Annotated in this window: 18 protein-coding genes and 1 other annotated feature; of the genes, 6 read left to right on the top strand and 12 right to left on the bottom strand. The window is 52.5% G+C overall.

Going from position 1 to position 20,856, the window contains the following annotated elements:
* Window positions 1-185 precede the first annotated feature (185 nt).
* Window positions 186-788, top strand: a complete 603-nt coding sequence (rpsD, locus tag KP806_RS02585) for a 30S ribosomal protein S4 (RefSeq protein ID WP_224722416.1) — start codon at window positions 186-188, stop codon at window positions 786-788.
* A gap of 73 nt (window positions 789-861) precedes the next feature.
* Here rpsD and KP806_RS02580 read toward each other — a convergent pair whose 3' ends face one another.
* The 3 genes from KP806_RS02580 to tyrS all read right to left on the bottom strand — a co-directional run bounded on the left by KP806_RS02580 (window position 862) and on the right by tyrS (window position 4,309).
* A complete protein-coding gene (locus KP806_RS02580; RefSeq protein WP_224721978.1) occupies window positions 862-2,352 on the bottom strand; it encodes a flotillin family protein in 1,491 nt (496 codons plus the stop codon).
* A gap of 33 nt (window positions 2,353-2,385) precedes the next feature.
* A complete protein-coding gene (locus KP806_RS02575) occupies window positions 2,386-2,916 on the bottom strand; it encodes a protease (RefSeq protein WP_224721977.1) in 531 nt (176 codons plus the stop codon).
* Between the two features lie 139 nt (window positions 2,917-3,055).
* Window positions 3,056-4,309: a tyrosine--tRNA ligase gene (tyrS, locus tag KP806_RS02570; protein WP_224722415.1), complete on the bottom strand. Its 1,254-nt coding sequence runs from the start codon at window positions 4,307-4,309 to the stop codon at window positions 3,056-3,058.
* 56 nt (window positions 4,310-4,365) lie between these two features.
* Window positions 4,366-4,667: a binding site (T-box leader), on the bottom strand.
* 121 nt (window positions 4,668-4,788) lie between these two features.
* On the opposite strand from tyrS, the gene KP806_RS02565 reads away from it, so the two are divergent.
* Together KP806_RS02565 and KP806_RS02560 are read left to right on the top strand one after the other, a co-directional pair.
* Window positions 4,789-7,842: a transglycosylase domain-containing protein gene (locus tag KP806_RS02565; RefSeq protein WP_224721976.1), complete on the top strand. Its 3,054-nt coding sequence runs from the start codon at window positions 4,789-4,791 to the stop codon at window positions 7,840-7,842.
* A 26-nt stretch (window positions 7,843-7,868) separates the two neighbouring features.
* Window positions 7,869-8,252, top strand: coding sequence for a VOC family protein (locus tag KP806_RS02560; RefSeq protein WP_224721975.1), 384 nt, complete (start codon window positions 7,869-7,871; stop codon window positions 8,250-8,252).
* A 67-nt stretch (window positions 8,253-8,319) separates the two neighbouring features.
* Here KP806_RS02560 and acsA read toward each other — a convergent pair whose 3' ends face one another.
* Window positions 8,320-10,044: an acetate--CoA ligase gene (gene acsA / locus KP806_RS02555; protein ID WP_224721974.1), complete on the bottom strand. Its 1,725-nt coding sequence runs from the start codon at window positions 10,042-10,044 to the stop codon at window positions 8,320-8,322.
* 188 nt (window positions 10,045-10,232) lie between these two features.
* Between acsA and KP806_RS02550 the strand changes: the two genes are divergently transcribed.
* A complete protein-coding gene (locus KP806_RS02550) occupies window positions 10,233-10,865 on the top strand; it encodes a GNAT family N-acetyltransferase (RefSeq protein WP_224721973.1) in 633 nt (210 codons plus the stop codon).
* A gap of 164 nt (window positions 10,866-11,029) precedes the next feature.
* Window positions 11,030-12,208: an acetoin utilization protein AcuC gene (locus KP806_RS02545; RefSeq protein ID WP_224721972.1), complete on the top strand. Its 1,179-nt coding sequence runs from the start codon at window positions 11,030-11,032 to the stop codon at window positions 12,206-12,208.
* Between the two features lie 79 nt (window positions 12,209-12,287).
* Here the strand turns inward: KP806_RS02545 and KP806_RS02540 are convergent, their stop codons facing one another.
* The 4 genes from KP806_RS02540 to KP806_RS02525 form a co-directional block, all read right to left on the bottom strand.
* Complete coding sequence (locus KP806_RS02540; protein ID WP_224721971.1) at window positions 12,288-12,986, bottom strand: 5'-methylthioadenosine/adenosylhomocysteine nucleosidase; 699 nt, start codon at window positions 12,984-12,986, stop codon at window positions 12,288-12,290.
* 5 nt (window positions 12,987-12,991) lie between these two features.
* The gene (ccpA, locus tag KP806_RS02535; RefSeq protein ID WP_224721970.1) at window positions 12,992-13,996 is read right to left on the bottom strand and encodes a catabolite control protein A; all 1,005 of its coding nucleotides are present in this window, start codon (window positions 13,994-13,996) and stop codon (window positions 12,992-12,994) included.
* A 367-nt stretch (window positions 13,997-14,363) separates the two neighbouring features.
* Complete coding sequence (locus tag KP806_RS02530) at window positions 14,364-14,741, bottom strand: hypothetical protein (protein WP_318153458.1); 378 nt, start codon at window positions 14,739-14,741, stop codon at window positions 14,364-14,366.
* 191 nt (window positions 14,742-14,932) lie between these two features.
* Window positions 14,933-15,370 (bottom strand): VanZ family protein, encoded by a 438-nt coding sequence (locus KP806_RS02525; protein ID WP_224721968.1) that lies wholly within the window; start codon window positions 15,368-15,370, stop codon window positions 14,933-14,935.
* 52 nt (window positions 15,371-15,422) lie between these two features.
* Between KP806_RS02525 and KP806_RS02520 the strand changes: the two genes are divergently transcribed.
* A complete protein-coding gene (locus KP806_RS02520; protein ID WP_224721967.1) occupies window positions 15,423-15,953 on the top strand; it encodes a type 1 glutamine amidotransferase domain-containing protein in 531 nt (176 codons plus the stop codon).
* Here KP806_RS02520 and ptsP read toward each other — a convergent pair.
* From ptsP to KP806_RS02500, 4 genes are all read right to left on the bottom strand, one after another.
* Window positions 15,950-17,692, bottom strand: a complete 1,743-nt coding sequence (ptsP, locus tag KP806_RS02515) for a phosphoenolpyruvate--protein phosphotransferase (RefSeq protein WP_224721966.1) — start codon at window positions 17,690-17,692, stop codon at window positions 15,950-15,952. The genes KP806_RS02520 and ptsP overlap by 4 nt on opposite strands.
* Window positions 17,689-19,575 carry a glucose PTS transporter subunit IIA gene (locus KP806_RS02510; RefSeq protein ID WP_224721965.1) on the bottom strand — a complete coding sequence of 629 codons (1,887 nt, stop codon included), beginning with the start codon at window positions 19,573-19,575 and terminating at the stop codon, window positions 17,689-17,691. The genes ptsP and KP806_RS02510 overlap by 4 nt, the downstream gene beginning before the upstream one ends.
* Before the next feature lie 118 nt (window positions 19,576-19,693).
* A complete protein-coding gene (locus KP806_RS02505; RefSeq protein WP_224721964.1) occupies window positions 19,694-20,287 on the bottom strand; it encodes a hypothetical protein in 594 nt (197 codons plus the stop codon).
* 111 nt (window positions 20,288-20,398) lie between these two features.
* Window positions 20,399-20,836, bottom strand: coding sequence for a CoA-binding protein (locus KP806_RS02500; protein ID WP_224721963.1), 438 nt, complete (start codon window positions 20,834-20,836; stop codon window positions 20,399-20,401).
* Window positions 20,837-20,856: the final 20 nt, after the last annotated feature.

The following is a 20,856-nucleotide window of genomic DNA, read 5'->3' as shown; positions in this document are numbered from 1 at the left end:
CTATTTCGGATAAAATTTATTGATGAATAGATGGGCGTACGGTTTTGTGTCACCCTCATTGAATACGTCCGCTGGGGGCCAGCGGCTGACTTGCCTAACAGGGACGAGCGTGCTCGGACATGGATGTATTCGGCGAAACACAACCCCATTCACAAATTTATTTGATGAAGGAGTTAACTTTACGTATGTCACGTTATACTGGTCCTAAATTTAAACTAAGCCGCCGCCTTGGCATCTCTTTGAGCGGAACTGGCAAAGAACTTGCAAAACGCGCTTTCCCTCCAGGTCAACACGGCCCTAACCAACGTAAAAAGCTTAGCGGTTACGGCGTTCAATTGCAAGAGAAACAAAAGCTTCGCCACATGTACGGCTTGAACGAGAAGCAATTCCGCAACTTGTTCGATAAAGCGGCAAAAATGAAAGGTAAAGCCGGCGAAAACTTCATGGGTCTCCTTGAAAGCCGTCTTGACAACCTCGTTTACCGTCTTGGCCTTTCCAACTCCCGTGCGGGCGCACGCCAGCTGGTAGCTCACGGCCACGTTACTGTAAACGGCAAAAAGGTTGACATCGCATCTTACAGCGTTGCTGTTGGCGATGTAATCGGCCTGCGCGAGCGCAGCCGCAGCCTGAAAACAATCAAAGAAGCTATTGAAGGTCGTCACCACCTTCCTAACTACTTGGAGTTCAACGATCAAGCTCTGGAAGGCAAATACGTTCGTCTTCCTGACCGCGGCGAGCTTTCCCAAGAAATCGACGAGAAACAAATCGTCGAGTTCTACAGCCGTTAATCCGAGAATCTCTTGTGTATGGAAGAAGCCTCCGGGTCATTACCCGGAGGCTTCTTTTATTTATTTCAACGGCTTAGAGTGGCTCATCCTTCCGTTCCGGGCCCGGAGACGGGGGCAATGCTTTTCCCGTCAGCCCTTTGATGAGCGAGTTTACGTCGATACCCGAAACGCTCTTCAGCATTTCCGGAGCGGTAGCCATCAGTGACGTTACATAATTGCTCAGGCGTGCAGCCCCTTCGCCGTTCCCCGTATCAACTACGGTTAGCTTATCGATGCCGCCAATCGGCTCCGCCACCTTGCCGGCCAGCTCCGGCAGCATTTTCACGATGATGTCGAGGATCGCCGCTTCGCCGAATTTCTCGAACGCTTCCGCAAGCTTTTCCTTGGCTTCCGCTTCGGCCAAGCCGCGCAGCCGGATGACCTCCGCTTCCGCCGTCCCTTTGGCCTTCTCCGCTTCGGCAACGGCCAAGCCGTCCAGCCGCTTCTGTGCCGCCTGCGCCTTCGCTTCCGCCTCGATCCGGTATTGCAGCGCATCCGCTTCGCGAAGCTGCCTCGCCTTGTTCGCCTCCGCCGCTTGCTCCACCGCATAACGGTCCGCATCGGCTTTTTTCTTCACCTCTGCGTCATACTGCTTCTCGCGGCGCAAAATCTCCTTCGCCTCCAGGTCGATCTCGCGCTCCTTGCGGACGAGCTCAACCTTCATTTGCTCCTCCACGACGCTTTGCTTCGCGCGGGCCTCCTGAATGGAGTAGGCCTGATCCGCCTCCGCCTTCGCCGTATCCTGATCTCTTTTAAAGGAAGCGATTTTCATTTCTTTGTTCTTCTCCGCCTCGGCGATGTTCGTGTCCCGCAGCAATTCGGCCTTCTGGCCGGCTTCCGCGGCATGCGCCTTCTGAATTCGGGCGTCGCGCACCGCCTCCGCTTCCGCGATTTCGGCATCTCTTTTCACGGCTGCAATACGCGGCTTGCCGAGCGCATCCAAATAGCCGTGCTTATCGCGCAAATCCTTGATCGTGAACGAAACGATCTGCAGACCCATCTTTTTCAAATCCTTGGCCGCTACACCCTGCACCTCCTGCGCAAACTTATCCCGGTTCCGGTACACCTCCTCTACCGTCATCGATCCGAGAATGGCGCGGAGATGGCCTTCCAGCACCTCTTGGGCTTCCCCCTTCAAGGCATCCGTCGGCTTGCCCAAAAACTGCTCCGCCGCGGTCGCTACGTCTTCGACGGCTCCTCCGATTTTTATAATCGCCACGCCGTCCGCCATGACGGGAACGCCTTGCTCCGTATAAACCTCCGGTGTCGACACGTCAAGCTTATGGGAGAGCAGAGACAAAAATTCGGCCTTCTGAAAAATCGGCAAAATAAACGCGCCGCCGCCTCTTATAATTTTTACTTTGCGTCCCGATTCATCGATGCTCGCGTTTCGGCTGCCCAGAAAAGATCCGGTCACGAGCATCGCCTCGTCCGGGCTGACCGTTTTGTACCTTGCCCAAAAAGCGAGTCCAAGCAATACAAAGACACCGACGACGATCGCTGGAATGACAAAAATATCCGGCATAGACGTAAACCCTCCCCGTTGTTTGCGTTTTCTTTAATCCAAATGAATTTCCGAAACGAGCAAGATGGAGTCCTTTGTTTCCACGACAACAACCTTCGCTCCCCCGGCGATGTCGACCCCGTCAAAGCTTGCCGCGATCTGATTCGTAAAGCCGGCCCCCACCTTCACCATCACCTCGCCGCAGCCGGAAGCCGGAATCGGGACAAGCACTTCCGCCGGCATGCCGGTCAAACCTTCGATCGAAAACGCGATTGAATTTTCGCTCTTTTCCATCGGCCTGACATACAGGAAAAATACGCCTGCCCCTGCAGCGATTGCGGTTAACAGAGCCAGAAATAAGGCGGCCGCCGTACCGAGTCCCGAATAGCGCTCAAGCAAAAGGCCCGCTCCGCCGAAAGCCGTAATACCGCCGACGAATGCGGTTGGCGAAAACCAGGCGTGGGAATCCGCCGATAAAAAGTCGAATGCCCCTTCCAGCGCCTGGCCCACAAAATCGCCGAACACGACGCTGACGACCGCATACAAAATGCCGCCGATCAAACATGCTAAAAATAAGGCTTCCAAGCTTCCGTCTCCTCCTCCCTTTCCGGAATCCAGAAGATAACAATTATTCCTTTATTTAATACGTCTGAGGGAAGGAAATTGTTTCTAAAAAAAATAAGCTTGTTGAATGTTATCAATTCAACAAGCTTATTTAGAACTTCTAGCCGAGTTTAATTTTCGCGAATTTGCGTTTGCCCACCTGAATGACGTCGCCGTCCTTCGGTGCTACACCCGTGTTAATGTCAGACAATTTCTCTTCATTGATGCGGACGGCTCCCTGCTGAACGCTCCGTCTCGCTTCGCTGCTCGTCGACTGCAAGCCGAGCACGGTAAGCAGTTTAACGATTTTGATCTGACCGTTCTCAAGCTCCGCCGGGTCAATGACAACCTCTTCGATGTCATCCGGAAGCGCGCGCTGCTGGAATACTGTAATAAAATGATTCTCAGCCGCCTTCGCCGCTTCTTCGCCGTGATACATACGGACGAATGTAGCGGCCAGCTGCATTTTGGCGTCCCGAGGATGTACTGTGCCGTCCTCAAGGCCGCTCTTCAGTTCGGCAAGCTGATCATTGTCCAGATCGGTTGCCAGCTCGTAGTACTTGTACATGAGCTCATCCGGAATAGACATCGACTTGCCGTAAATTTGATTCGGCTCCTCGTCGATGCCGATGTAGTTGCCGAGGCTTTTGCTCATTTTGTTGACGCCGTCCAGCCCTTCGATCAGCGGCGTCGTGATCGTTACCTGCGCTTCCTTCCCGTATTCCTTCTGCAGGGTTCTTCCCATCAGCAGATTGAACTTCTGGTCGGTTCCGCCAAGCTCCACGTCCGACTCAAGCGCTACGGAGTCATAACCCTGCATGAGCGGGTAGAAAAACTCGTGAATGCTGATTGGCAAGCCGTTCGTGTAACGTTTCGTGAAATCGTCGCGCTCCAGCATGCGCGCCACCGTCACTTTAGCGGCCAAATTCACAACGTCGGCAAAGTTTAGCGGCGCCAGCCACTCCGAGTTGTAGTACAGCTTTGTTTTTTCCGGGTCCAAAATTTTGTAGATTTGCTTCTGGTACGTTTCGGCGTTCCGCTTCACGTCCTCCTCGGTCAGCTGCTTCCTCGTTTCCGATTTGCCGGTAGGGTCGCCGATTCTGCCCGTGAAATCGCCGATGAGCAGCTGCACCTCATGACCGAGCTCCTGGAATTGACGAAGCTTATGCAGGACGACCGTATGCCCCACATGAATATCCGGAGCCGACGGATCGAGCCCGAGCTTCACCTTTAACGGCTTGCCCGTTGCAATGGAGTTCGCGATTTTTTGCTTCAGCTCGTCCTCAGGAACGATTTCCACCACTCCTCGGCGGATAACCGCCAGCTGGCGTTCTACCTCCTCCTGCTGATCCTTTGACAATTTTTCCCATTTCACCATGAATCTTTTCCTCCTCGTAAGGTTCAAAATGAACATAAAAAATCCTTCCAGCCCCAAGGGACGAGAAGGATTAGCTCGCGGTACCACCCTCGTTAGAGCGAGCCGCTGCACGAATGCAGAAGCATGCTCTCACTTCGTTGCTTGATAACGGAGTTCAGCTCCGAAATGGACTACTGCGGATGAGGCGGCATAAGGGCCGGCTGTCGAAGCCAACCGTCATTTGCTCTATGGACCGTCCGGTTCCCCCACTTGGCTCCAGGCGGTAATTCGACAAGCGGCGTTTGCCGGTTTGCACCAACCACCGACTCTCTGCAAGAACGTTGCGCTGTCTACTCATGCCTATCATTGCCGTATTCTGATAAAACTTTAATAGTGTTTATACCATATATGCACAGCGAAGTCAATCAGGTTGATGCCTGCTTACTTTGGCGATTTATGTTATAATAAGTCTGCTATTTGGAGGAGGAGACAAGAAAATGCAAGAAGAACGTCAACCGGCGCCAATGAAGCGGAGCAAATGGCGTACATTCGGTATCGTAACATTCATAACGGTCAAATGGATTATTTATTTCGGTATTTTTATCGGACTGCTTGCGGGTGGAGCCGTAACCGGCTATGTTGCCGCCCTTGTAAAGGACGAGGAGGTTCGGCCGAGAACGGTCATTGAAGAGAAGGTTGGTGAGAACGCTCTCACCGGATATGCATACTTCAACGACGATTCGCTGATCGGCCAGCTTCGTACCGACGAGGACCGAACGATCGTCACTTACGAAGAACTGCCGCCGCAGGTCATCGATGCCCTTCTGGCCATAGAAGACAATAATTTTCTAGAGCACTACGGCGTCGATATCAACGGTCTAGGCCGGGCCGTGAAGCAGAAGCTCATGAACGAGGAGACGCAAACCGGCGGCAGTACGCTTACCCAGCAATTGGCGCGCCGCGTATTCCTGAGTCTTGACAAAACCGACAGCCGGAAAATCAAGGAAATTTTCCTTTCTCTGAGGATGGAGCGGTACTTGACCAAAGAAGAAATTTTGGCCGCCTATTTGAACAAAATGCCTTTCGGCAACGGCTCTAGCGGTTACCAGGTGTTCGGGATCAAAGCTGCGGCCAAAGGAATTTTCAACATTACCGATCTTAACCAGCTTTCAATCGCTCAAGCTGCCTATTTGGCCGGCTTGCCGCAGCGGCCATCCGCCTATACGGCGTTCACGGGCAAAGGCGTGTTCAATGAGGAAGGCTTCGAGCTCGCGCTCCAACGCCAGAAGCTGGTGCTTCAGCGCATGCTGGAAACCGGCAGAATTACGCAGCAGCAGTATGACGAAGCGCTTCAATTCGATATTAAGAAATCGTTGGCGCCGCCTAGCGAGAAAGCATACACCACCTATCCTTATCTTATGCTTGAAACGGAGCGCCAGGCGACGGAAATTATGCTCTTGCAGCAGAACCCGACCTGGACGAAGGAGGATCTGCGGAAGAAAGAGAACGCGCCTCTTGTCGAAGAAGCTCGAGACCATCTTCTGCGCGCAGGCTATCGTATTTACACAACGATTGACAAGGACATTTATCATTTGATGCGCGAAATCGGCTCCAATCCGGATAACTTCTCCCCTTACAACGAGGAGAAAGGACTCGAGCAAATCGCCGCCGTCATGCTGGATCATAAGACCGGCGCCATTCTCAGCATGCTCGAAGGACGCGATTTCTATGAGGAGCAGATGAACTACGCTACCCAAATGACGCGTCAGCCCGGCTCCACGATGAAAACGTTAGCTGCATATTTGCCTGCTATCGAACAAGGCCTTATCCAGCCGGCCAGCATTATCGACGATGCGCCGATCGTTCTGAAGGACGGCCAGAAGGGCTTCCACATCCCGATGAACGTGAACCGGAAATTTGCCGGACTCGTGACGGCCAGAGAAGCGCTGAACCGCTCCCTCAACCTTCCGGCGCTGAAAATTTTTAACGAAGAGGTCAAAATCGAGAACGCATGGAATTTCGTCAAGGAATTAGGCATTACGACTATACAGCCTGATGACGCTTATGCGCAAACGGGAGTAATCGGCGGGCTAAGCATCGGCGTTTCGGTTGAAGAAATGACCAACGCATATGGCGCCATACCTAACAAAGGCGAGTTCAACGACGCTTATATGATCGACAAGATAACGGATGCCAACGGGAAAATCGTATACGAGCACAAATTGGAGCCTAAGCGGGTGTTCTCCGAGCAAAGCGCGTTTCTGATGACCGATATGCTGTCCACCGTTATTTCGAGCAGAAGCGGATCCGGGCACAAGCTGACGTCGCAGTTCAATAAGTACGGGAAGATTCCGATCGCCGGCAAGACGGGTTCCACCCAAAGCTACGGCGACGTATGGTTCATGGGCTTCTCGCCGGATATTACGCTTGGCGTTTGGTCCGGCTACGAGGAGCAGGTGAATTCCCTGTCAGAGGAAGGCAAAGGAAGAGCGCGGTCGATTTGGGCGCTTATCATGAACAAAGTGACCGATGCGAAGCCGGAGCTGTTCGCGACCGATAAGTTCGAACGTCCTGAGGGAATCGTGAAAGCGACTGTCTCCAGCGCAAGCGGCTTGCTTCCTAGCGATTTGACAAAGCAAGCAGGCATGCTCGTAACCGACTGGTTTAACAAAAAAGATTTGCCTAAAAAAACGGACGATACGCTCGTTAAAATGGCCATCATCTCATACAACGGAGTGAATTACGTGCCTAATCCCGCAACGCCGGCGGATATGGTGAGCGAGAAGGTCGTGATCAAACGGAAGAAGCCGCTTGACGCGCTAATGGAAGAAATAGCGGCCGCACAGGCAAAGCTTCCGGTCAGCAGCCGCAGGCCGATGTCCGTCTATTTGCCGGCGGATGCAGGCAACAATGCGCCTTCCAAATCGGATCCGCGCGTGGATGACGGAGCCGTTCCGGCACCTCCCGCAAGCGTGAAGCTCTCACCATCCGGAGGAGACACGGTCACCATCACGTTTACAAAAAGCTCATCCAATGACGTTGTCGGTTACCGGCTGTACCGGTCCGTTAACCAAGGAGCCTACGAGAAGCTTGGCTCATCTATTTGGGCAGGTCAAAGCTACTCCATTCCGACAAGGGTGGCAGCCGGCCAAACCTACACCTATTATTTGACTGCCGTAGACGTTGCGGGCAAGGAATCGGCTCCAAGCCAGCTGCTTCCTTACGGTGGCGGGATCATCTCCGGGCTGCCTCAGCTGGGCGGCTTGGCCGGAACAGAAGCTGCCGCCGCTCCCGCTCCGCCAACCGGTCTGAAAGCCGAGAAAACGGATATCAGTATACAGTTTAGCTGGACGCCGAATGCCGCAACCGACCAAGTTGCGCGCTATCATGTCTATTACAGCGCAGCCAATGACGGCCAGTATATTCATATCGCCTCTCCTTCAGGGCCTGGCTTTGAATTCGTCAATCCCAAAGCGGGAGGCGCCTTCTTCTTTACTGCCGAGAACGGAAAAGGCGAATCGGGTCCTTCTGCTATCGTACTCGTCAAATAACAAAGCATTCGAAAGGACAGAACAGGATGAAAAAAATGAAATTGGACCATGTAGGCGTAATGGTCAAAGACATGGAAGCATCGATCGCTTTTTATACGGAGAAGCTTGGGTTTGAGCTCAAAGGCCGATTAACCCATACGAACGGTGTCATCGAGCTGGCCTTTCTCGGGTTTGGCGGAGCTGATGAAACGGATCTGGAACTCATTCACGGCTACAACGACAGCCTCCCTTCTGAAGGTAAGGTCCATCATTTCGCCATTACGGTTCCCGACGTGGAGTCGGAATTTACCCGGCTGAAGGAGCAAGGCGTTACGTTTATCGATAAGGAAATTACAACGCTGCCTAACGGCTACAAATATTTTTTCGTCGAAGGTCCCGACCGGGAATGGATCGAAATGTTCCAAAGATAAACGTTAAAATCATGCAAAAAAATGAGGATGCCTCCGCAAAGGAGGCATCCTCTTTCATATTGTTGAATTAATCCTCAATAGTTGACAAATCTCCTGTCGGCAAATTCAACTCCCAAGCTTTCAAGACACGGCGCATAATTTTGCCGCTGCGCGTCTTAGGCAGCTTATCCTTGAATTCGATTTCCCTTGGCGCCGCATGAGCGGACAGGCCGACCTTCACAAACTGCGAAATTTCCTGCTTTAACTCATCGGACGGCTCAAAGCCTTCGCGCAGAGCAATAAACGCTTTAATGATTTCGCCGCGCATCGGGTCCGGTTTTCCGATTACCCCTGCTTCAGCTACCGCAGGATGCTCGACGAGCTTGCTTTCGACCTCGAATGGGCCGACCCGCTCGCCAGCTGTGTTAATAACATCGTCGATCCGTCCTTGGAACCAGAAGTATCCGTCTTCGTCCATGTAGGCGGAGTCGCCGGACACATACCAACCGTTTAAGTAAAAATATTCGCCGTATTTGGACGGGTTGTTCCATATTTGGCGCATCATCGAAGGCCATGGCGTTCTTACCGCCAAATTCCCCATCCGGTATGGCGGGACAACATTGCCGCTGTCATCGATGATCGCAGCTTGAATGCCCGGCAGAGGCTTGCCCATGGAGCCCGGCTTGATGTCCATGCTTGGATAGTTGCAAATGAGCTGGGCGCCAGTCTCCGTCATCCACCATGTATCGTGGATACGCTGTCCGTATACTTTCATCCCCCAGCGGACGACTTCCGGATTTAGCGGCTCGCCAACGCTAAGAACATGACGCAAGCTCGACAAATCGTACTGCTGCGAAATATCGTCGCCTGCTCCCATGAGCATCCGGAAGGCGGTTGGCGCGCTGTACCAGACCGTAACGCCGTATTTTTGAATGACGCTGTACCAGTCTGCGGGACTGAAGCGTCCGCCCCGGATAACGTTGGTAGCGCCGTTCAACCACGGTGCGAAGATGCCGTACGAGGTTCCCGTCACCCAGCCTGGATCTGCCGTACACCAGTAAACGTCATTCTCCTTCAGGTCCAGAACAGCCTGCCCGGTGTATTTGTGCTGGATCATCGCATTTTGAACGTGATATACGCCCTTGGGCTTGCCTGTGGAGCCCGAAGTATAATGCAGTATCAATCCGTCTTCACGGTCAAGCCACTTGATCTCCGCTTCCTCGGAAGCTTCGGCCATCACTGCGGAAAAGTCAATGACTCCTTCGTCCTGCGGCACGTCCTTGCCAAATACGATGATATGTTTTAAATTAGGAAGCTCCGCCCGCTTGATCCGCGGATACAAAGCCGGCGTCGTAACGATCGCCACCGCTTCGCTGTCCTGCAGACGGTCCTTCACCGCAGTTTCCATAAACGCCTCGAATAACGGTCCGACGACCGCTCCGACCTTTAAGGCACCAAGAGCGCTGAAGTAAAGCTCAGGCGTTCTAGGCATGAAAATAAACATGCGGTCGCCCTTCGTGATGCCGAGCTTCCTCAGAACGTTCCCGAACCGGTTGGACTGCTTGCTCAGCTGTTCAAATGTATAAGACTCATCCCGCTCATTGTCGCTGTAATACAGCGCAACTTTGCCGCCGTTGCCTTCGTCGACGTGACGATCGACGGCTTCATATGCCATATTCATTTTCCCCGTGTCGTACCAGCTGAACTGTCTTTCGATTTGATCCCATTCGAATGAAGCGGCCGCCGCTTCATAGTTTTTTAAATTCGGATTTTGCGCTGTCGCAGGTATACGTTCTTGATGCAAGTTGATCATGCCGTCACTCTCCCATCAAATCTCTTTTCTTATTTACGCGAATACGCTTTCATAAAAACAGCCAAATTTATTATAGCATAACCTTTTCTTTTTCGACTACGCTTTTCATTTTCGCGGATTTTTGATATAAAAGACTAAACGAAGCTCAGAATGAGGCATACAACATAAGCAAAGGGGAATTTGCCTTGATGCATAGAAAACGCTTGCAGCGTGAGCAGCATGCAATCGATGCGAGCCGTGAGCTTGTTATTGAAGGCCCTGTTCCTGCTGACAGACTGGCCGACATGGCCATGCATCCTTCCTTGGATGCATTCCGCAAACCGCGCGAGCAGCACGAAGCGCTCGTTGAAATCGCCGGACTCGAAGAAGGAAGGATTATTTTGGCCCGTGAAGGCAATACAATTGCGGGTTACGTTACTTTTCATTACGCAGATGAGCTGGAGCGCTGGTCGGAAGGCGGCATGACCGATCTGATCGAGCTTGGCGCAATCGAGGTAGCCGACGAGTACCGGGGGCACGGGCTTGGCAAAAAGATGATCAGGCTTGCGTTCGCCGACGATCAGCTCGAAAATATGATCGTCTTCACGACGGAATATTACTGGCATTGGGATCTCGAGGGTACGAAGCTAAGCGTATGGGAGTACCGCAAAATGATGGAAAGCCTTATGCAATCGGTCGGAATGGTCTGGTTCGCGACGGACGACCCTGAAATTTGCTCCCATCCCGCTAACTGCCTGATGGTGCGGATCGGCAAAGAAGTGCCGCTCAGCTCCGTCCAGCAATTCGACCATGTGCGTTTTCGTCAACGTTTCATGTACTAAGCCCATGCTTACAAAGTAGGTTCGCTTCGCAAACCTAAGCCCATGCTTACGAAGTAGGTTCGCTTCGCAAACCTAAGCCTATGCTTACGAAGTAGGTTTGCTTCGCAAACCTAAGCCTATGCTTACGAAGTAGGTTTGCTGCGCAAACCTTTAGGAGGATCGAAATGTCTTCAGACGCTTTATTTTTCTATCATCCGGACTGCAGCGGATACCGGTTTGGCGAGGAGCATCCCTTCAATCCGCTCCGCCTGGCCCTTACGATCGATTTGCTGAAGGCGGCAGGCGCTTTAACGGAGGAACAAATAGCGCTCCCCGCGCACGATCCGGATAACGGGCTTCTGACGACCGTACACCGGGCAGATTATGTGAACGCGGTAAAGTCGCTCAGCGGAGCCAATCCCGGTCCCGAGCCGGACAGACTGGCAAAGCAGTACGGTCTGAATACGGAGGATACGCCTTTTTTTCCCGGCATGCATCATGCCGCAGCGGCGATCGTCAGCGGCTCTGTTGCGGCAGCTGACGCCGTTATGTCAGGTCGCGTCCAGCATGCCTACCATTTGGCAGGTGGGCTGCATCACGCATTTCCCGAGCGTGCTTCCGGCTTCTGCGTCTATAACGACGCGGCTGTGGCGATCAATCATATCCGCCGGACATACGGCGCAAAAGTGTTATATATCGATACGGATGTCCATCACGGCGACGGCGTGCAGTGGGTGTTCTACGACGATCCGGATGTATGCACCTATTCCATACACGAAACAGGAAAATTTCTTTTTCCCGGCACCGGCTTTGTCCATGAGAAGGGCATCGACAACGGCTTTGGAGCCTGCTTTAACATGCCTCTTGAGCCCTATACGGAGGATGATTCATGGCTGGAGAGCTTTACTATTACGCTTAATAAAGTCGTTGCAGCTTTCAAGCCGGACGTCATCATCAGCCAGCACGGCTGCGATGCGCATGCTTACGATCCGCTGTCCCATATCCATTGCAGCATGAGGATTTATGCGGAAATCCCGGCGATTATCCATAAGTTGGCCCATGACTATACGAACGGCCGCTGGATTGCTCTCGGAGGCGGAGGATACGATATTTACCGGGTAGTTCCGCGAGCCTGGTCTCTCGTCTGGTTGACGATGACGGAGCATCCTCTTGCAGAAGCAGCTGTCTCGGGCACTACGCAGCGTCTGCCTGAGGGGTGGCTGAGCAAGTGGGCCTCAAGCAGTCCTGTCCCTTTACCTCCGCATTGGCTGGACGATCCGTTGTTGATCGAACCGATGCCGCGCCGTGCCGAAATCGAGCAAATGAATCGCAAGACGCAAGCGATAGTCATCCAGGACCTATAAAAAAGAAACAGCCGATGCTGTTTCTTTTTTTATAGGTCCTTTGTTCCAAGTCCCCAACAAAGCCGGGCTCGAAAATTTATTAAATATGCTTCACGATATCGTCGATGATTTGGTAGGAGTGATTGGAAGCTGTCACCGTAAATTCAGCGAAATTAACATGAGCGGAACCGTCCGCTTTATCCGACATGGAACGGATGATGACAAACGGAACTTCGTTCATATCGCAGACGTGTGCGACCGACGCGCCTTCCATCTCCGCACACGCCCCTTGGAACGTATCATAGAGGTCCTTCACCGTGTCACGGCTGGCTATGAACTGATCTCCGGAAAGCACCTTCCCCGTCAAGCTCCGTCCTCCGAAAAGACGGCCGCTTGCGGCGGCAGCCAGCTCGATCAAGCGGGGATCGGCCGCAAACTCCGACCTCGTGTGAAATGGAATCGTGCCGCGTGCGAAGCCTAGCGGCGTAACGTCCATATCGTGCTGGATGCATGAGGAGGAAATGACGATATCCCCGATGTTAAGCTGCGGATCGATGGCGCCCGCCACACCGGTAAACAAAACGCAATCCGCACCCAAATCAAGCAGGATTTGCGTACACACCGCCGCATTCACCTTGCCGACGCCGGACTTGCAGAAGATCACCGGCTTGCCGTGCAGCTTGCCTTCATAATATGTGATGCCTGCTTTCACCGTCTGGCTCGTTACGTCCACATGCTTGTGCAGCAGTTCAATCTCTTCCACCATAGCGCCAATTATTCCGATTTTCGTAAAAGCCATCTGCCCTATCTTCCCCCAACCGATTGACGTACAACAATTTCATGCGGAAGCACGACTTTGGACTGGTCAACGTTTTCCTTCTTCATCAGTTTGGTAAGCAGACGCATCGATACCGCACCGATATCGTACATAGGCTGTGCGACGGCCGTCAGCTGAGGCCGAACCATAGAGGCCATCCTGCTGTTATCCACGCTGATCACCGAAATATCCGCCGGAACCTTAAGACCGGAGTCCTGAATGCTGTGGATCGCGCCGATCGCCATCTCGTCAGTAGCCGAGAATACCGCCGTAGGACGCTCGTCCAATCCGATAAAATAGTTCATAGCGTCCGCGCCGGATTCGTAGCGGTAATTGCCGATCCGCACGAGCGCTTCGTCGTACGCGATGCCTTCGGATTCAAGTGCGCGCTTATAGCCTTGGAATCTTGCATAGCCGAGCGAAGGATCCTGCAGCGTGCCGCTGATCATTGCAATGCGGGTATGCCCCTGCTCCAGCAGCTTCTTGACCGCATCGTACGCCGCTTCTTCATGGTTGATGTCAACCGAAGGAATTTGTCCGCTCTCATCGGACGTCGCGCAAAGCACGATCGGAACGTTAGCGGTCTTAAACGCTTGGAGATGCTCCTCGGTGACCGCGCCGCCCATGAAGAGCAGCCCGTCAACCTGCTTCTCCAGCAGCGTATTGATGACCCGGATCTCCTTTTCCTTCTTCTTATCGGCATTACACAAGATGATATTATAATGATACATGTTCGCGATATCTTCAATTCCGCGCGCTACCTCGGCAAAAATGGCGTTCGAAATATCGGGAATGACAACGCCAACCGTAGTCGTCTTCTTGCTTGCCAGGCCGCGGGCCACCGCATTGGGACGATAGCCGAGCCGTTCAATTGCTTCATATACTTTCTTGCGTGTTGCAGGCTTCACATTCGGATTGTTGTTGACAACCCGGGAAACCGTAGCCATCGACACTCCTGCTTCTCTTGCTACATCATAAATGGTTACCGTCACAGTGCTTCTCTCCATTAGCTCAGATTTTTATTCTTACGTACGCCGTATATTAACGTAATCATAGCATAAAGGGTTCCTCAACGCAAAGCAAAAGACGTCAAAAACCTTGAAGTTTCGAGCTTTCATTGGTTTTTCATTAATCATTCCCGTGCTATTTCGAGCTCCTTTTAACGGTATAGATGAGCAGCAATTGCCGGAAAAACTGCGCCCCGTCTGAAAATCGATTTGTCTTTTTTCATGACAAATAAAGCTAAAAAAACAAAAAGCCCCGGCCTGCGGCCATGGGCTTTACTTTTAGCTTCACTCCAACTTTGATCCTTGGCTTCCCCCCTTAACACATCGTGTACTGGAAAGCTAAATCCGGGTTCTATGTATGGAGTATGCGGCGGCTAATTTGCTCCAGCCTTTTATTAATATCCGTAATCCAAGCTTCGTCGTTTAACGATTTGGCCAGCAAATACAAATCCAGCAGCTTGTTGATCCGGTGATCGATCATCTGCTCGACCGCGTTTTGGTCGGTCTGCCTCTTTTCCGCTTTGGCCTCTACCAGCAAGTCAGCCCATTCGTTGCATTCATTGAACAATAACGTCTGTTTATCCGGCTGCGCACCAAGCTGGGCGATCAATCCGGTCAAATCGGGCTTAACTTCAGGGAAAACTTCGCTTTTATTGCAGGTAGGGCAGGAGAAAATCGGGACGTTATCGATCTCCACCTTTCCCGAATAAATCACTGTGCGCAGCTTCATCTTCATGATGTCACCACAATGACACCTCTTTTGCAAAATGGTCCACTCCTTCATCTAGCAGCAAATGTCGCTGAACATTGCTTTCAGAGTTTTTATAAATAGATTATTCGACCTTTTTTGCAAAAACTCCTGCTTCCGTCCTCTATGTAATTTTTACTACTGAAATTAAACTTTAGGCAGTATTTTCAGCCTTATGCCGCTAATTTTCTCCATAGACGCTTTACCGGAGGAATGGCCGCAACCGCGGTCCACACCGCCGCTCCGATCATATCGTTGCGGACATCCAGCGGATCGAGCATCCTGCCTCCCACAAACGATTGATGGAATTCATCCGTCACGCCGTACAAGCCGCATAATAACACGATGAGAAGCTTAAACACGAAGCGGTCGGCCCGCTTGCCGATCCCGTAATCGATAGTTATGGCCAGTATAAAATAGGACACGAAATGCCCCCAATTAAAGTCGTTCATAAAAGGAAAGAACTTTTGAAAAAAAGGAAGCAGCGTATTCATTTCGTCGCCGGTTCGGGAGGAGAATAAAAAAATGACGGCCATCCAGATAACGGCGGGAACAAATCTGACGACACGGAATGAAAAAAAGAAAGAAGTTGCTTTATTCGTTTGCTTCATCGTTTCTCCTTCGATACAATAATAGAGACATTTCATAGTGGGAGGGAATTTTTTGACTTTACAAAACAAAACCGTCATCTGCTTGCTCGACGACGAATTTGAGGATTTGGAGCTATGGTATCCGGTATACCGCGTCCGTGAGGCCGGGGCTACCGTCCTGTACGCAGGTCCCGAAAAAGGAAAAACGCATATCGGCAAATACGGCGTGCCTGCGGTTGCCGACTTATCCTTCGATGAAGTGAACAGCGAGGACATTATCGGCCTGCTGGTCCCTGGCGGCTGGGCGCCGGACAAGCTTCGCCGGTATCCGAAGGTGCTGCAGCTGGTCAGAGAGCTGAACGAGGCTGACAAACCGATCGGCCAAATCTGCCATGCAGGCTGGGTGCTCATTTCGGCTAAAATATTGGAGGGGCGTAAAGTTACGTCCACACCGGGCATCCGCGACGACATGGAAAATGCCGGCGCCACCTGGTTCGATGAAGCCGTCGTCGTTGACGGAAATATCATTTCCGCACGCAGACCGCCGGATCTTCCTCCGTACGCCAAAGCTTTCGTCGAGGCATTGGAACAGCGAATGGTTTAACCATTCGCTGTTTTTTCGTTCATACGCGCCGTAAAATTTTCCAAAATCGATATAATCTCGGAGCTTGTCCGGCACTGATAAAGCTGTTCGCATACCGCTTTGCTTTCCTTCTGCGACGTGCAGAGCAGCCGTTCCTTCACCTGCAAAATCGAATGCGAGGACATGCTCAGCTCCTCGACATCGAGGCTCAGCCAAAGCGGCAGCGCCCTTAGATCTCCGGCGAGCTCTCCGCAAACTCCGACCGTAATCCCGTGACGCTTAGCAGCATCGACGGTCATTTTGAGCATCCGCAGCAGCGCCGGATGATAGGGCTCGTACAAATGGGATATTTCCTCGTTCATCCGGTCGACCGCAAGCGTGAACTGAACGAGATCATTCGTTCCGATACTGAAAAAATCAACTTCCTGCGCCAGCAAGTCGGCAATTATGACCGCGGCGGGAACCTCGATCATCACCCCGATTTTCATTCCTTTGTCGTAAGGAATGCCTGCCGCTTCAAGCTCCCTCTTCGCCTCTTCCAGAATGGCGTTAGCCGCTCTAATCTCATCGACCGAGGAAATCAGCGGATACATCAGCTTCACTTGACCGTAGCAGCTCGCCCGCAAAATGGCGCGCAGCTGCGTTTTGAACAAATCCTGGCGGTCAAGCGATATACGGATCGCCCGGTAGCCGAGAAACGGATTGTCCTCTTCGGGAAGCTCGAAATAATCCAGCTGCTTGTCTCCGCCTACATCGAGCGTACGGATGACGAGCGGCTCGCCGCCAAGCTTCTCTGCTACGCTCTTGTAGACGTCGAACTGCTCATCCTCAAGCGGAAACCGGTTACGGTCCATATACAGAAATTCGGTACGGAACAGGCCGACCCCGTGCGCGCCGCTCGACAACGCAATTTCAAGCTCCTTGAACGAGCTGATATTGGCGGCTAGCTCCAGCGTTTTGCCGTCCGGCGTAACCGGCTTGCGGTCGGCGATCCGCTGCAGTTCCCGCTTCGCTTCGACTTGCTCGGTGTGCAGCCGCGAATATTGCTCGACGATTTCCTTGCTGGGATCGATGTAGACCGAACCGTCGCTTCCATCGATGACAATGGACTGGCCGGTCATAATCGCCTCGTCCAGCTTATTCTCAATGCCGACGACCAGCGGAATGCCGAGCGCGCGCGCCATGATCGCCGAATGGGAGGTCGTGCTGCCCGCCAGCGTCACGATTCCAAGCACATGCTTCGGATTAATATTGGCCAGCTGGGACGGGGAAAGCTCCTTGGCGATTAGAATAAACGGCTGCGTATCCGAAGGCAGCGTAATTTCGGGAGCGCCAAGCAGATGCTTAAGCAGCCGGTTGCCGACGTCCTTGATATCAAGTGCGCGTTCCTTCATATATTCATCGTCGAGCAGGTCAAACATCGTCACAAAATGGTCGATCGCTTCTTTTACCGCCACTTCCGCCGCTTTGTACTGCCGTTGAATGATGCCTTGAATTTCGTTCATGAATACAGGATCGTCCAAAATGGCGAGATGAGCATCGAAAATATGAGTCTCCTCGGAGCCGACGACATCCCGAAGCTCGTCCTTGATCTGCTCGATCTCCGACTTCGAGGTGCGGATGCCCTCATAGACGCGCTCGAATTCGCGGGCAAAGTCCGCTACGTCGATTTTTTGCTCCGGCAGCTCCCATTCCCAGTTCGGCAGCACGAACGTTCTACCGATCGCGATGCCTGCTGACGCTCCTATTCCTTGAATCATTGCGTTTCCCCTCCACCATTTCTCTCTTTAAGCACAACCGACATGACTGAGGACTGTCCTTTCTTCACTGCCTTGAACGGAGCGTACCTCCATGAATGTACAAGATCGGAATTCGTGATGACCATCGGCGTAGCCAGCGACTTGCTCTCTCTTCTTACGCGCTGCAAGTCAAACCGGATAAGCAGCATGCCCGGAGTCACCTCGTCGCCTTCCTTAACCACTGCATTGAAATACGACTTTCCGAGCAGCTTCGAGGTATCGATGCCTATATGAAGCAGCACCTCAAGCCCTTCCGGAGTTAAAATGCCGATCGCGTGCATCGTCGGATAAATATGGATAACCTTTCCTTTAACAGGTGAAACGAGCTCTCCTCTATCCGGGATAAACGCGACGCCTTGGCCCACAAGCTTGCCGGCGAAGATCGGATCCGGCACTTCCTCGAGCGGAATCATTCTTCCCTGCATCGGGGAATGGAACAGCACCTGGGCTTGATCGCGCTGGATCGACTTGAGCATTTCCTCGCGGATCAGCTCGGAATAGGTGCCGAACACGACCTGCACATGCCCGCCGCCCAGCTTGATGACTCCTGCTGCGCCCAGATTGCGGAGGGCGTTAATATCGAGAAGCTTCTCGTTCGAAATCTTCAGCCTCAAGCGGGTAATGCAGGATTCCATCCGAACGATATTCTGCTTGCCTCCGATCGCTTGCAGAATCAGCGGAGCCCGGTACGGAATGTCGCCCGCCCACTCGTCGAGCTGCGATCCCTCTTCGCGCCCAGGCGTCGGTATACGGAACCGCCTGATTGCCCAGCGGAACAAAAAGTAGTAGATGAGACCTACGACAACGCCGATCGGGATAATCAGCCAGCCTCTCGTAGCCAAATGCTCGTTAATGACAAAATCGATCGCCCCTGCGGAAAAAGAAAAGCCGTGCTTGATGCCTAGTTCGTACGTCACCCACATAATGATGCCGGATAATATGGCATGTACGACATATAAGTAAGGAGCCACGAACAGGAATGCAAATTCGACCGGTTCCGTCACGCCGGTTAAGAATGAAGCGAGCGCTGCGTACAGAAACGTTTTGCGGATTTTCGGCTTCAAGTCCTCGCGCGCCTCGTGAATAATGGCGAAGGCGATGGCAGGCAGCGCGAACATCATCGTCGGATACAGCCCGGCCATAAATACGCCTGCAGTCGGGTCGCCGGCGAAAAAGCGCGGCAAATCGCCGTACACCATGCTTCCTCCCGCCGTTTCGTACCCGCCGATCTGAAACCAGAAGACGTGGCTGACCAGATGATGCAGGCCGAAAACGACCAAAATCCGGTGAACGAAGCCGTATAAAAAGACGCCGAAACCTCCGCCGGAAGCAACGATGTTCCCGAGTTCAATCAGCGTATGCTGCAAATAGGGAGCAAGCTTGACCATGCCGATCGAGAACAGCAGCGATACGAAGCTCATGAACAGCGGCACAAATCTCGGCCCCCCGAAAAATTGAATGTACTCGGGCAGCCTCAAATTTTTAAACCGTTCGTGGCTCATGCCGGCTAAGATTCCGATGATCGTTCCGATAAAAACCGTCGGCTCGATCGACGCAGCCGAAGCGCCGGTAATGCCGCTGTAAATAATCATGCCGACCAGCGCCGCCATCCCGGCGGAAAGGGCATTCCCCGTCAAGCCTAGCGAAATGCCCAATGCGAATATGTAAGGCAGAAACGTAAATATCGTTTCGCTTGCCGCAATCAAATATCCTTCCATTCCCGGCAGTCCGATCAGATGCCAAGGCAGCTTGCTTAAGCTCAAAAAAATAGCCGCGCCGGGAAGCACGATCATTGGCAGCATGAAAGCCCTTCCGAGCTGCTGCAGGCTTCCTATGAAGATCATTTCACACCTCCCCTTCATCTACTTCGATGTTAAGCGTTTGTGCGAATTTTGTCAAAGTAAAACGGCGAGCCGAAAGGCCCGCCGAATGTTGATGATTCTTTCCGTTCAATTAATTCGATTAACGGTAGTTGCCAGTCCCCTGGCTGGATTGCCAGCCTACATGGGAGATGACCGGACCGGATTGCTGATACGCGTTAGTCGCATCGTATACCGGATGCGCGGAGTTCGTATACGAATGTGTCGGAGTAGGGCCGTAGGAGCTTTGACCCATCCCTTGACCGAATGCTCCTTGCTGAGCGATCGTGGACTGAGCGAATTGCGAAGCCGAAGGCTGATAGAACGAACGGCTGTTATCCGGACCGGCTTGGTATCCGACATGCGAGATGACTGGGCCTACGCTTCCGAAAGCAGTGGCAGGCGAAGCGGCATGGCTTTGAACGGGCTGATGCGACGTGTAGGATTGATTCAAACCGGCATTGGAGATCATCGAATAGCTCGAAGGGGCGAAATGCTGAGCACCTTGGCTAAACGAAGATTGATATCCGCTTGGTTGGTTAGAAACAATCGAATTTGTTTGTCTGCCAAAAGTCGGTTGGCTGAGCTGGCCTTGGTAGTGCGATTGCACGAACCCTGTAGGCTGGAATTGGTTTCCTTGATTCAAAAAGCTCTGTTGGCCTTGGAAATTACCCGACTGCTGCGAAAATTGATTCACGTCGTATCCTCCTTGAATTCCACTTCATAAAGTCCTCAAGAAAGCGAGAGATCTCGGCGTCCTTCTTGAAGCCTTTCTTATTGTGCAGGAGTGACCTCGTTTTTATAATTGTTATGTTTTGGGTTTCCCTTCGGGAAGCAGAATCGAATCCTCCACCTTGATGCAGCGGTCCATAATAACCTGCAAGCCGCCTTCGCTTGCGATGGCTGCCGCTTCGTCGTTCGCGATGCCCAGCTGCAGCCAAAGCGTCTTGGCGCCGATTGCAACGGCGTCCTTCGCTACCGGCGGCGTATGCTCGCTTCTGCGAAACACGTTAACAATATCGACGGGTACCGGGATGTCTCCGAGTGATGCGTAGCTTTTTTGACCTAAGATTGTATCCGCATTCGGATTAACGGGAATAATCGTGTAGCCCTTTGCCTGCATGGCTTCGGATACCAGATACGAGACACGCTCCGGGTTATCGGATAGACCGACTACGGCAACGGTTTGACTGTTTTTCAAAATGTCCTTGATTTGCTCGCGTGACGGATTCTCGAATTGCGCCATCGTTACACCCCAATCTGAAT

Origin of the sequence: Paenibacillus vietnamensis (assembly GCF_020169515.1) — a bacterium.
Taxonomy (GTDB): Bacteria; Bacillota; Bacilli; order Paenibacillales; family Paenibacillaceae; genus Pristimantibacillus; species Pristimantibacillus vietnamensis.
Note: the sequence above shows the minus strand (reverse complement) of the source record. Positions and strands in the feature narration are given on the sequence as shown.

Coding starts and splice junctions, on each gene's coding strand:
- KP806_RS02580 (WP_224721978.1), bottom strand. CDS start 2,352: ATGCCGGATATTTTTGTCATTCCAGCGATCGTCGTCGGTGTCTTTGTA.
- KP806_RS02500 (WP_224721963.1), bottom strand. CDS start 20,836: ATGGCGCAATTCGAGAATCCGTCACGCGAGCAAATCAAGGACATTTTG.
- KP806_RS02510 (WP_224721965.1), bottom strand. CDS start 19,575: ATGATCTTCATAGGAAGCCTGCAGCAGCTCGGAAGGGCTTTCATGCTG.
- KP806_RS02565 (WP_224721976.1), top strand. CDS start 4,789: ATGCAAGAAGAACGTCAACCGGCGCCAATGAAGCGGAGCAAATGGCGT.
- ptsP (WP_224721966.1), bottom strand. CDS start 17,692: ATGATTCAAGGAATAGGAGCGTCAGCAGGCATCGCGATCGGTAGAACG.
- KP806_RS02530 (WP_318153458.1), bottom strand. CDS start 14,741: ATGAAGCTGCGCACAGTGATTTATTCGGGAAAGGTGGAGATCGATAAC.
- KP806_RS02545 (WP_224721972.1), top strand. CDS start 11,030: ATGTCTTCAGACGCTTTATTTTTCTATCATCCGGACTGCAGCGGATAC.
- KP806_RS02560 (WP_224721975.1), top strand. CDS start 7,869: ATGAAAAAAATGAAATTGGACCATGTAGGCGTAATGGTCAAAGACATG.
- rpsD (WP_224722416.1), top strand. CDS start 186: ATGTCACGTTATACTGGTCCTAAATTTAAACTAAGCCGCCGCCTTGGC.
- acsA (WP_224721974.1), bottom strand. CDS start 10,044: ATGATCAACTTGCATCAAGAACGTATACCTGCGACAGCGCAAAATCCG.
- KP806_RS02525 (WP_224721968.1), bottom strand. CDS start 15,370: ATGAAGCAAACGAATAAAGCAACTTCTTTCTTTTTTTCATTCCGTGTC.
- KP806_RS02550 (WP_224721973.1), top strand. CDS start 10,233: ATGCATAGAAAACGCTTGCAGCGTGAGCAGCATGCAATCGATGCGAGC.
- KP806_RS02540 (WP_224721971.1), bottom strand. CDS start 12,986: ATGGCTTTTACGAAAATCGGAATAATTGGCGCTATGGTGGAAGAGATT.